Here is a 10,632-nt window from a genome sequence, read left to right on the forward strand (position 1 = left end):
CATGAGGCGTCGACGGCTGGTTCTGGTCCTGGGGCTGGTGCTCGCCCTGGCCCTGTGCGGGGTGTCCGGATGGTCGTACGCGCGGGCCAGGGGCGACAGCGATCTGGCGTACGCGCAGAGCCGCGACGCGGCGCTCGCCGCCGGGCGCCGCCACCTCGCCCGGCTGAACTCCCTCGACGGCCGCGACGTCGACACGGGCCTGGCCGCCTGGCTCGACGCGACGACCGGCCCGCTCCGGGACGAGCTGCGCGGGAGCCGCGCCGAGAGCGCCCGGATCCTCAAGGAGCAGGGCACCACGACCCGCGCCGAGGTCACCGACGCGGCCGTCACCGAACTCGACGACCGGTCGGGCACGGCCCGGCTGATCGCGACCGTACGGATCGAGGCCCGGCCGCGCACGGGCGGCCCGACCACCGACCGCAAACGCTTCGAGGCGGGCCTCGCGCGTACGGGCGGCGGCTGGAAGCTCACCTCCCTGACCGCCGTCGCGGTCGGGACGGGCTGACGGGAGGGGACACCATGACCACGACCGAGGAGCCGGCCACCACGGCCACCGCGGCCCGCGCCGCCGAGGATCCGGCCGCCCGCAGCCCCCTGCGCCGCTTCCTGCTGCCGCTGCTCATCGCGGCCCTGGTAGCGGCGAGCGGCGTCCTGCTCCTGCTCACCGGGCAGGCGAAGCACTCCCCGGCCGCCGCCAACCGCGCGCTGACCGACCGTGCGGCGACCGACGAGGTGCTCGGCGAGGTGGGTGCGGCGGTGAGCCGCGTGTTCAGCTACGGGCCGCGGACCCTGACCCGCACCCGCGCCGACGCCCACGCGCTGCTGCGGGGACAGGCGGCGAAGGAGTACGACGCACTCTTCGGACAGGTCCAACAGCGGGTCAGAAGCCAGGAGTTGACGCTCACCACGAGAGTCGACCGCGCCGGGGTCACCCGGCTCACCGGCACCCGCGCGGAGCTGCTGCTCTTCCTCGACCAGACCAGTGTGCGGCGCGGCGGCAAGGAGACCACGGTGGCCGCGCAGCTCTCGGTGTCCGCCGAGCGCGACGGCGGGCACTGGCGGATCACAGCGATCAAGGCCCGCTAGGGCGAGTGGGGAGGTGCCATGGCACGGATGACAGCGGCGGTGCGCAGACGGCCGTCGCGGACCGCGGCGACTGGCCTCGCGGCCGCGTTGGCCTGCGCGTTCGCCGTCTGGACGGGCGGTTCCTGGTACGCGGTCGCGCACGACGAGCGGGCCGCGTTCGCCCGTACCAGGGACGAGGTGCTGCAGGCGGGCGAACAGGGCGTGCAGAACATGAACACCCTCGACCACGGCGACCTCGCCCACGGCCTCGACCTCTGGGAGGAGTCGGCCACCGGCGACCTGCTCAAGGAACTCAAGGACAGCAGGAAGCAGTTCGAGCGGCAGGTCGAGAGCGCGGGGACCACGACCACCGCCAAGGTGGTCTCCGGCGCGGTCACCGAACTCGACGAACGGGCGGGGCGGGCACGGGTGATGGTCGCGATCCGTATCACCGTGGTCGCGGCGGACCACGCGAGCAGCACCAAGGACAGCCGGATGCTCGGTGAACTGACCCGCACCCCGGCGGGCTGGAAGCTCAGCCGACTGGGCCAGGCACCCGTCGGCGACGCGGCCGGTCCGTCCGCCACCCCGTCCGCCGGTCCGCCCACCCCCAGCGGCAGCTGACCCGGAGGCCCCCGATGCCGACCACCCGCCACCTCGTCAACCGGCAGCGCCGCCTGGCCGCGGCGCGCCCGCCCGCCCCACGGCCGGCCGAGCCCGAGCAGCGCCCGACGCCCGCCCCGCGCCACGCCGCACCCGCCACCCGCCCTGCCAGGCCGCCCTGGCCGCTGGTGCTCGCCGTCCTGACCGTGCTGCTCGCCGCGTTCTCCGTCCTCGCGTACGTCCAGGGCGGGCACGGGCACCAGGACACCGCCGTGCGCAACACCGCACTGGCCGACACCGCCCGTACCAGCGAGGTCAAGGGCGTCGTCGACGAGGCCGTGCAGGGGATCTTCTCGTACGACCACACCGACCCGGCCAGGACCGAGACGGCGGCCGCGAGCCGTCTCACCGGCGCGGCCGTCGCGCAGTACCGGACCCTGATGGGGCCGGTGCGCGAGCAGGGGCCGCGGCAGAAACTCGTGCTGACCACCACCGTCACCGACAGCGGCGTCGAGGTCATCGACGGGGGCCGCGCCCGCGTCCTGGTCTTCGCCGACCAGAGCAGCACGCGTACCGGCAAGGGCGGCGGCACCACCGTCGCCGCCGCGATGTTCGCGGTCGACGCGGTCCACCAGGACGGCACCTGGCGGATCGCCGCCCTCGACACCTTCCAGCGCGCACCGGGCACCCGGACCGACCAGGGCAAGGAGTGAGAGCCGTGTTTCCTCGACAGGTGAACCGGACGGCGGCGCGCCTCGCGCTGCTCGCCGCCGTCGGCCTGGCGGCCGCCGGGTGCGGCTCCTCGGCACAGCCGCCGCCGGAGGTGGACTGGGCGGGCGGAGTCTGCGCACATCTGGCGGACAGCGGGGCCGGACTCGCGGTGCCCACGGTCGACCGGACGCAGCCGGTGCGGGCCAAGGGCCAGCTGGTCACCTTCCTCACCGCGCTCTCCCAGCGGCTCGGGGCGCTGCGCGCGGACCTGCGGAAGGACGGGGCGCCGCCGGTCGAAGGCGGCGCGGCCGCCCTCGGCACGGCCCTCGCCCATCTGGACAAGGCCCGTACGTCGGTGGGCGACGCGGTCGCCACGCTCTCCAAGGCCGAGGTCACCGACCAGAAGTCGCTGAAGTCGGCGCTGGACGCGGCCGGTTCGTCCCTGAAGACGGTGAGCGCGTACAAGGGCCCCGCCGACGACCTGCGGGCGGACCCGAAGCTGCGGAAGGCCTTCGACGACAACCCGGACTGCGCCGAGGCCGTCGCCGCGGCCGGGGGTGGACAGGGGCCGAGCGATGGATCCTGAAGCCGAGCGCCACGAAAGCCTGGCGGAGCTGTCGCGGGGGCAGCGGCTGGCCGTCGTCGTCGCCGCGGCCGCCGTCGCCGTGGGCCTGCTCGTCCACACCGGCGCGACTTTCCTGCACCTCGCCCCGCGCAACGCGGCCACCGACGCCATCGGCGACACGGTCAACTCCTATATGGCGCCCGAGTTCTCGCAGAGCTGGCAGCTCTTCGCGCCGGACATCACCCGGACCATGACGGCGGTCGGCGCCCGCGTCGAACTGCGTACGGCGGACGGTACGACCCGGACCGGCCCCTGGCGGGACCTGACCGCGCAGGACCTGGCCGAGCTGCGCGGCAACCCGCTGCCGAGCCGTATCCGCCAGCAACTCGCCACCGCCTGGACGACGATGCTCGCCTCGCACGACGCCGAACAGCGGCCGGTCGGCCCGGGCGGCCTCGACAGCGAGCAGTACCTCAAGCGCCTCGCCCTGTCCCGGATGCCCGCCACGCCGCGGGGCGCGCGCATCGAACGGATCCAGTTCCGCTCGACCGACACCACCGTCCCGCCCCCGCCGTGGAAGGCGCGCGGCACCCGCACCGCGCCGGTGGTGCGGATCTATCCCTGGTGGCCGGTAAGCACAGCCGACCTCGCTCAGGGGCGTACGTCATGAAGCCACAACCAGCCGGTGAGAAACCAGCCGGTGAGAGAGCCGAGTCGACGCTGGACCGGGTGCTCGGGCGGGCGTGCGACGCGCGCATGTGGGCCCATCAGGCCGCGGCCGTACGGATCGGCACGGCCGGGGTCTGGCTGCTGCTCCTCGTCCACGAGTTCCGGCGGCGCGAGCGGATCTGGGGGCCGGACGCCCCGTGGAGCTGGCGGCTGGCGGAGCACTCGCTCGACCGGAGCCATGCGTTCAGCGTGCTGCGCTGGTCCGGCGGCGCCTTGTGGTTCGAGGTCTTCTACATGCTCTCGGCGGCCGTCGCGACGGCGCTCCTGCTCGGCTGGCGCACCCGGACCGCCTCCCTGCTGTTCCTCATCAGCGTCCTCTCCCTCGACCACCGCAACGAGAACGTCCTCAACGCGGGCGACACCATTTTCCGCATCACGGCGGTCTACCTCGTCTTCACCCGGTGCGCCCAGGTGTGGTCGCTGGACGCGCGTCGGCGCGGGCGCGCCCCGGACGCGGGCGACCGCACGGGCGTGGTGCTGTGGTCCGGCTGCGGCCTGGTCCTCGCCTGGGCGACGCTGCTCGCGCTGCTCACCGGTGGCTGGGCGCTGCTGCTGTGGGGTTGCTGGGCGGGCCAGGCGCTGTGGCGCGGGGTGCGCGGCCGTCCGGGGGTGCGCCGCACCCTGGAGCTGATCGGCCATCTGCTGCACAACGGCGCGGTGGCGATGATGATGATCCAGCTGTGCCTGCTGTACGCGTCGGCCGGCTGGTACAAGATCCAGGGCGCGCCCTGGCAGGACGGCACCGCCGTGTACTGGTCGGCCGGGCTCGACTGGCTGGAGCCGTACCCCGCGCTCTCGCACGCCCTCTCCTCGCACGCCCTGACCGTCCTGGCGCTGACGTACGGAACCGTGCTCGTCCAGGTCGCCTTCCCGTTCAGCCTCCTCGACCGGCGGGTCAAGAACGTCCTGCTCGCGCTGCTGTTCGCCGAGCACATCGGCATCGGGCTGCTGCTCGGGCTGCCGTACTTCTCGCTCTCGATGATCGCGGCCGACCTGGTGTTCCTGCCGACCGGGTTCCTGGTGGCGGCGGGGGAGCGCGTCGTCGGGCTGCGGCGCCGCCTGACCGGTGACGGGCGACCGGCCCCCGACGCCCGGGGCGCGGAGGCCGGTCTGGCGGCCCGCTCGGAGGAAGGGGACGGGGTCACCCCTTCTTGGCGAGCGTCATGTTGATCGTGTTGCCCGGGCCCGAGGTGAAGGCGCTGAGGATGTCGTTGAACGCGCCGCAGCCCTTGAGGGGCGGCAGGGTGTACGTGCCCTTCAGCTTGCCGCCGCTCAGCGGGTCGAACCTGCCCTCCGACGTGAGGTCGACGGCGGCGGGGGTGCCGGACTTGCAGTCCGCGCCGCCGCCCAGCGGGATGCCGAAGACGGCGATCTCGGGGAGCTTCACGTACATGCTGGACTTGGTGGTGAGGTCACCGGCGGTGTTGAGCGTGCCGTTCGTCCAGCCGACCTGCTGGAACTCGATCTTCGCGGTCGCGGGGAGGAAACCGAGGATCGAGAACTTGCCCGAGGTCGGGTTCAGCGTCAGATCGGCGTTGTACGTGCCCGAGGCGAGGTCGAAGTCGGCCTCGATGCCACCGGCCAGCGCGGCGGTCCCGTTCGCCGCCTTGATGGCCGAGCTTCCGGTGAGGCCGTAGCTCAGGTGGATGGGCGGGTTCGGGTTGGTGGGATTGGTGGGGCTAGTTGGGTTGGTGGGGTTGGTTGGACTTGTGGGGTTCGTAGGGTCGGTCGGGTTTGTTGGGTTCGTGGGGTTCGTAGGGCTTGTGGGGTTGGTCGGATTCGTAGGGTCGGTCGGATTCGTGGGGTTGGTGGGGTTGGTCGGGTTCGTGGGGTTGTTGTCCACGACCTTGAAGCGGTGCAGGGTCTTGTCCGTCGACGTCAGGGTGCACGCGGCGTCGAACGTGTCCTTGCCCGTGACCAGTTGAACCGGCTTGCCGTTGGCGTCCCGCGCGATCATGTCGTGCAGCGAGATGTTGTTGACGTCGATGCTGCCGTCGCCGGTCTTGTCGAAGGTCAGCGGGGGCGCGTGGCCCGTGGCGATGACGCTGAAGTCGGCGGGCGGGCTGGGGATGTTGCCCTTGGCCACGTCGTTCTCGACCTTGATCCCGGAGAGCGGTCCGGACGGGGTGTTCACCGTGACGTCGGCGGTGGCCTTGCCCTCCAGGGTCCTGGCGCCGACCAGCCCCAGACCCTGCGCGGCCCGGGAGCTCACCAACGTGTTCGCGTTGATTTCGAAGGCCGGGGTCGCCTGGCCCATCGGGATCTCGGCCGGTATGTCGGCCGTGATGGTGATTTTGATCGGGTCGGCGTTGATCAGGGGGAAGACGCAGGAGTAGTCCTGCACCAGTTTGGCCGGTACCGCCGCTGCCGGGCCGGCGGCGGTGACCGACACCGTGGCGGTGACCACGCCGATGGCGGCGGTGACGGCCAGGGTGGACAGCGCCCCCTTGGTCCGCTTTCTCTGAATTCCCATGAGCTCCCTCTCGCAGTGATGAAGCCATCGTGTTTCGGGTCGAAAACTACTGAGCGGTAAGGTGAGGGTCAAGGTTAAATTCAGTACCGAACAACCAGGGAATTGTGAATTGGCAGCACTTGATGAATCGGGTGGTCTTTTTTCGTGTTCCCGTGCGTGTTCCTCGCGTTGTACGGACGTGATTCGGACGTGATTCGGACGTGCTGGGAGCGGGCGTGAAATGGCCGTTGACCGCCATCCCCGACCTCACTACTTTCCTTGGAGTATGGGAGTTCCTAAAAACAGAACCAGGGTGAAATGCGCGCTCGGCGGCTCTGCGGCCCTCGCGCTGGCGGGCGGCGCGCTCCTCTCGTACGGGGTGGGCAGCGCGGCCGCGGTGGAGGCCCGGCTTTCGCAGACGTACGAGTGCAAGTTCCCGCTGATCGGGGCGGATTCGCTGAAGGTGGCGATCACTGCACAGCTGCCCGCCTCGGTTCCGGTGAACACCCAGACGGGCGCGATACGGATCGACGCGCTGTCCACGGTGAGCGCGCGGGCGGCGCAGGGCCTCGGGCTCGTGGGCGCGAAGACCGTGGAGGGGATCGCCTCGGCGAGCGCCACGGTGAACCTGCCGGGCGGCGACCAGCTCGACGTGGGCCTCGACACCACCGTGGCGAAAGCCGATGTGCCCGCTCCGGCCAGGGATTTCGACGTCAAGGCGTCCGGCGCGGCCCCGTCGCTCTCCTTCCGCAGACCCGGCTCGGCCACCATCGACGTCAACGCGATCACGCTGAAACTGACGGCCCGGGACGCGGCGGGCAAGGTCGTCCAACTGCCGCCCTACGAGGACGTGTTCGAGGCGCCCTGCGTGCTCAAGCCGCCCGACCAGAACAAGACACTCCACCGCTTCACCATCACGGGCGCCGACCCGACGGGCCCGACCCCCACCGGCCCGACCCCGTCCTCTCCACCTCCTTCCGGCCCCTCCCCGACCGGCTCCGCGACGGCCGGGCCCGGTCCGACGGGACCGTCCCCGACCGGCCCGAGCCCGACCGGGCCCGGCGGCACTCCAGGCCCGACCGGGCCCACCGGAACCGGCGGGCCCGGCTCGTCCGCCCCGCCGGCCGGCACGACCGGAGGCACCTCCGGCGGCACCGACCTGGTCACCCACGTCAACGGCCCCGGTGACGGCGGCGGCAGCCTCGCGGGCACCGGCGCCGCCGCCGCGGGCTGGCTGCTCACCGGTGCCGGAGTGCTCGGCGCCGCGGGCATCGCGGCCCTCCACCACGTGCCGCGCCGCATCCGGGGCGAGGGCGACGACGGGACCGTATGAGCCGTACGCGTACGGCCGAAGTCACCCGGTCCGCCCGGCCGCCCGGCGGCGCAGCACCAGCCACACCACGACACCGGCCAGGGCGAGTCCGCTGAGGGCGACGACCGTCCAGTTCACCGTGGCGTAGCCGATCTCGGCGCTCTCGACCAGGTTGCCCGCCGTGTCGCTGGCGGTCACCTCGACGTCCCCCCAGTCCACGAGCGGCGGCCCGACCCACTTCTGGGTCACCTCGACGCGCTGGCCAGGCAGCAGTTCGGCGGGCAGGCGTCGCCCCGGGGGTTCGAAGGCGGTGTGCCCGAACACCCCTTTCGCGCGCAGGGTCACCTGCGGCGAGAGCATCACATTGCCGCTGTTGACCAGTGCGTACGAGATGGTCGCGGCGCGTTTCGCACCCGGTACGAGTGGTGCGGTGTAGCGGAACCTCACGTCGTCGATGCGCAGCCCTTGTACGCGGGCGCCGTTCACCTTCAGATAGACGCGGGCCCCGACGGCCTGCTGGACCGCGACCCCGTTGCCGTCGGTGCGGCCCAGACGCGTGTCGAGGGCGACGATCGCCCCCGGATGGTCGCCGGGCTCGGCGCGCTCGGGCACGGTGAGCGTGAAGGGGACGGTGACCTCGCCGCCGCCGGGAACGGTCACCTCGGTGCGGTCCAGACGCGTCCAGGCCCCGACGCCGGTCATCCGCTCGCCCTTGTCGCGCACGGCGAATCCGCCGTCGCGCGGGGTGTTGTAGCCGTCCGTTCCATACAACTGGAAGGTCGCCGTCCGGGCGTCGAGGTTCTTCACGGTCACTTTGTCGCGCACGGTCGCGCCCCGGTCGGCGGTCATCCGGAAGTACGCCCGGGCCGGCGTGTTCGGCGCGCCCCGGTGCACCGGGAAGACCGACCAGCGGCCGTTGTCGGCGGCCTGCGCGGGAGGCGCGGGCAGCGCGGCGAACGCCGCGAGCAGCCCGAGAGCGGCGAGGAGCGGCGCCCACCGCCGCGAAGTGCTGCGCTTGCTCATACGGGTTCCCCCTGAGAGCTCGTGGAGACGGAAGTGGGCCGGTCGCGGGGTGCGACCGGCCCGGGGGAGGCGCGACTCACGTCAGGGTGAGGGTGAGCACGGCCTTGTAGTCGCCCGCGGCGGCCGTCGCGGGGATGTCGAGGGAGAGCGCGCCGTCCACGCTGAACTGACCGCCGGTGGCGGCCGCGTCGGGCGCCCCGGCCAGGGTGGCGCCGACGGTGCCGACGGGGCCCTCGGTCCCTGCCACGCAGTTGCTCTTGGAACCGGGGGCCGCCACGCACGCGGGCTTCCAGCTGAGCTTGTCCGCGCCGATCGCGCCGACGGTGCCGGTCGCACCGGTGAAGTCGGTGACCTTGCCGGTCAGCGACCAGCCGGTGGCGCCGTTGCGGCCGTCCTTGACGGTGACGGTCTGAAGACTGCCGCTGGAGACGCCGCCCACGCCCTGGTTCACGGCGGAGAGGGCCACGCTGTCACCGGGCTGACTCATGGAGAGCGTGCCGGCCGCGGCCTTCACCTGGGTGCTCAGGTTCTGCTGAGCGGTGGAACCGGAGGGTGCGGTGGGGTTGGTGGGGTTAGTGGGGTCGGTCGGGTTTGTTGGATTGGTGGGGTTGGTGGGATTCGTAGGGTTGGTCGGGTCCGTCGGGTTGGTGGGATTCGTTGGGTTCGTTGGGTTCGTGGGATTCTTCGGCACGACCTTGAAGCTCGCGAGGACCTTGTCCGTCGACTTCATCGTGCACGGCGCGTCGAACGTGTCCTTGCCCGTGACCAGCTGGATCGGCTTTCCGTTGGCGTCGCGCACGATCATGTCGTGCAGACCGATCCCGTTCACCTCGATGCGTGCGTCGCCCACCGTGTTGAACGTGAGTGAAGGCGCGTTGCCCTTGGCGTTGACCGTGAAGTCCGCGGGCGGGCTGGGAATGTTGGTCTTGTCGACCGTGTTCTCGACGCCGATTCCGGAGAGCGGTCCGTCCGGCGTGTATACCGTGACGGTCGCCGTCGCCTTGCCCTCCAGCGTCTTGCCGCCGACGAGTCCGAGCCCTTGTGCCGCCCGTGCGCTGACCTTCGTGGCCGTGTTGACCGCGAATGCGGGCGACGCCGTTCCCACTTCGATCTCGGTCGGTATCTCGGCCGTGATGGTGGCCTCGATCGGGTCGCTGCCGATCAGCGGAAATACGCAGTCGTACTGCTGGACCAGCTTTGCCGGGGCCGCCTGTGCGGTCCCGGCGCCCGCGAAGCCGAGAAGCCCCGCGACGACTCCACCGGCGGCGGCGACGGCCAGGGCGGATCTCGCCCCGGACTTTCTCTGCTGAGCTCCCATGAGCTACCTCTTGTGTGTTGTACGGACAGTGCGGAACTGGCGCGAACACTCGCCCGTGAAAGGGCTTGAGGCTAGGTGAAGGGCGGAAAGTTCCGCGTTTCGGATGCGTAAACTACTTGCGAGTAGGGGGACGGTCAAGGCGCCGGATATGCAAGGGTGTCGGAGGTCCCGGTCATTCCTGTTTCTTGTCACCACGGTGAGTACGGCCGTGCTGTTTCTTGTCTCCGCCGCACACATGCTCACCGGCGTGACAAATTCGGGAATGGAGGCGAAAGGGAACCTGAATGGAATAGGAAGGGAAAGCGATATTTCGGAAGCGGAGAGGATTCGCCCGCGTCCGTCGCCCGGTCTCGGGGGGTGATCGCGTGCCGCCTCCGACGGCCCGGCGGCGATTGCAATATGACGGCACGTCAGATATGACGGAACGTCAGGAAAGGTGGGGAGCCCATGGGGAAGCCGGGACGGCCGAGGAGGGCGCGGCAGGGTGCCAGGCGCCCTGGCAGCCTCTCCCCACGATCGGTAAGGTCGGCCCCGGCCGGGCGGCAGCCGGCCGCATCGACCCGCAACGCACCACGCTCGCCCCGGTCCTCCCCGTCGGGCGGCGCCGTCGAGAGTCCCCGCCCCACCGCGCGACCCCGCCCCACCGCAAGTCCCGGCAGCGGTACGAGTCACGGCACCAGCGCAAGTCCCCGTATCAGCGCACCTCCTGGCAGTGGTACGAGCTCCACCGGCGGCCCGGCGCGGTCGGACGGCCCGCCCCCCGACCGTACGGCGGGCCCGCCGCCCCCGAGCCCGCGGCGCTCACCGCTGCCGCCACCCCCCTCGCAGCTCCATCGGTCTGATTCGGAGTGTTC

General features: G+C 71.7%; 12 protein-coding genes. 9 read left to right on the forward strand and 3 right to left on the reverse strand.

The window, feature by feature from the left end:
• Position 1: 1 nt before the first annotated feature.
• Genes OG965_RS32750 through OG965_RS32780 form a run of 7 tightly spaced genes read left to right on the forward strand, consistent with a single transcriptional unit; the run spans position 2 to position 4,843 of the window.
• Positions 2 to 505 carry a hypothetical protein gene (locus OG965_RS32750; RefSeq protein WP_371655666.1) on the forward strand — a complete coding sequence of 168 codons (504 nt, stop codon included), beginning with the start codon at positions 2 to 4 and terminating at the stop codon, positions 503 to 505.
• Positions 506 to 519: 14 nt separating this feature from the next.
• On the forward strand, positions 520 to 1,086 hold the full coding sequence (locus OG965_RS32755) for a hypothetical protein (protein WP_371655667.1): 567 nt from the start codon (positions 520 to 522) through the stop codon (positions 1,084 to 1,086).
• A 27-nt stretch (positions 1,087 to 1,113) separates the two neighbouring features.
• A complete protein-coding gene (locus tag OG965_RS32760) occupies positions 1,114 to 1,689 on the forward strand; it encodes a hypothetical protein (RefSeq protein WP_371657122.1) in 576 nt (191 codons plus the stop codon).
• Positions 1,690 to 1,703: 14 nt separating this feature from the next.
• Positions 1,704 to 2,381, forward strand: a complete 678-nt coding sequence (locus OG965_RS32765) for a hypothetical protein (protein WP_371655668.1) — start codon at positions 1,704 to 1,706, stop codon at positions 2,379 to 2,381.
• A gap of 5 nt (positions 2,382 to 2,386) precedes the next feature.
• Positions 2,387 to 2,965 carry a hypothetical protein gene (locus tag OG965_RS32770; protein ID WP_371655669.1) on the forward strand — a complete coding sequence of 193 codons (579 nt, stop codon included), beginning with the start codon at positions 2,387 to 2,389 and terminating at the stop codon, positions 2,963 to 2,965.
• Positions 2,955 to 3,614, forward strand: coding sequence for a DUF5819 family protein (locus OG965_RS32775; RefSeq protein WP_371655670.1), 660 nt, complete (start codon positions 2,955 to 2,957; stop codon positions 3,612 to 3,614). Before OG965_RS32770 ends, OG965_RS32775 begins: the two co-directional genes overlap by 11 nt.
• Entirely contained in the window at positions 3,611 to 4,843 is a 1,233-nt protein-coding gene (locus OG965_RS32780) for an HTTM domain-containing protein (protein ID WP_371655671.1), read from the forward strand. Before OG965_RS32775 ends, OG965_RS32780 begins: the two co-directional genes overlap by 4 nt.
• Here the strand turns inward: OG965_RS32780 and OG965_RS32785 are convergent.
• Positions 4,815 to 6,146 (reverse strand): DUF6801 domain-containing protein, encoded by a 1,332-nt coding sequence (locus OG965_RS32785; protein WP_371655672.1) that lies wholly within the window; start codon positions 6,144 to 6,146, stop codon positions 4,815 to 4,817. The genes OG965_RS32780 and OG965_RS32785 overlap by 29 nt on opposite strands.
• Before the next feature lie 292 nt (positions 6,147 to 6,438).
• Between OG965_RS32785 and OG965_RS32790 the strand changes: the two genes are divergently transcribed.
• Complete coding sequence (locus tag OG965_RS32790; RefSeq protein ID WP_371655673.1) at positions 6,439 to 7,458, forward strand: DUF6801 domain-containing protein; 1,020 nt, start codon at positions 6,439 to 6,441, stop codon at positions 7,456 to 7,458.
• Between the two features lie 21 nt (positions 7,459 to 7,479).
• On the opposite strand, the gene OG965_RS32795 is transcribed toward OG965_RS32790, so the two are convergent.
• Together OG965_RS32795 and OG965_RS32800 are read right to left on the reverse strand one after the other, a co-directional pair.
• Complete coding sequence (locus OG965_RS32795; RefSeq protein WP_371655674.1) at positions 7,480 to 8,460, reverse strand: DUF916 domain-containing protein; 981 nt, start codon at positions 8,458 to 8,460, stop codon at positions 7,480 to 7,482.
• Positions 8,461 to 8,536: 76 nt separating this feature from the next.
• Positions 8,537 to 9,778: a DUF6801 domain-containing protein gene (locus tag OG965_RS32800; protein WP_371655675.1), complete on the reverse strand. Its 1,242-nt coding sequence runs from the start codon at positions 9,776 to 9,778 to the stop codon at positions 8,537 to 8,539.
• A gap of 416 nt (positions 9,779 to 10,194) precedes the next feature.
• Between OG965_RS32800 and OG965_RS32805 the strand changes: the two genes are divergently transcribed.
• Positions 10,195 to 10,620, forward strand: coding sequence for a hypothetical protein (locus OG965_RS32805; RefSeq protein ID WP_371655676.1), 426 nt, complete (start codon positions 10,195 to 10,197; stop codon positions 10,618 to 10,620).
• Positions 10,621 to 10,632 lie beyond the last annotated feature (12 nt).

Origin of the sequence: Streptomyces sp. NBC_00224, assembly GCF_041435195.1 — a bacterium.
Taxonomy (GTDB): Bacteria; Actinomycetota; Actinomycetes; order Streptomycetales; family Streptomycetaceae; genus Streptomyces.

Coding starts and splice junctions, on each gene's coding strand:
- OG965_RS32750 (WP_371655666.1), top strand. CDS start 2: ATGAGGCGTCGACGGCTGGTTCTGGTCCTGGGGCTGGTGCTCGCCCTG.
- OG965_RS32755 (WP_371655667.1), top strand. CDS start 520: ATGACCACGACCGAGGAGCCGGCCACCACGGCCACCGCGGCCCGCGCC.
- OG965_RS32760 (WP_371657122.1), top strand. CDS start 1,114: ATGACAGCGGCGGTGCGCAGACGGCCGTCGCGGACCGCGGCGACTGGC.
- OG965_RS32765 (WP_371655668.1), top strand. CDS start 1,704: ATGCCGACCACCCGCCACCTCGTCAACCGGCAGCGCCGCCTGGCCGCG.
- OG965_RS32775 (WP_371655670.1), top strand. CDS start 2,955: ATGGATCCTGAAGCCGAGCGCCACGAAAGCCTGGCGGAGCTGTCGCGG.
- OG965_RS32780 (WP_371655671.1), top strand. CDS start 3,611: ATGAAGCCACAACCAGCCGGTGAGAAACCAGCCGGTGAGAGAGCCGAG.
- OG965_RS32785 (WP_371655672.1), bottom strand. CDS start 6,146: ATGGGAATTCAGAGAAAGCGGACCAAGGGGGCGCTGTCCACCCTGGCC.
- OG965_RS32795 (WP_371655674.1), bottom strand. CDS start 8,460: ATGAGCAAGCGCAGCACTTCGCGGCGGTGGGCGCCGCTCCTCGCCGCT.
- OG965_RS32800 (WP_371655675.1), bottom strand. CDS start 9,778: ATGGGAGCTCAGCAGAGAAAGTCCGGGGCGAGATCCGCCCTGGCCGTC.
- OG965_RS32805 (WP_371655676.1), top strand. CDS start 10,195: ATGACGGAACGTCAGGAAAGGTGGGGAGCCCATGGGGAAGCCGGGACG.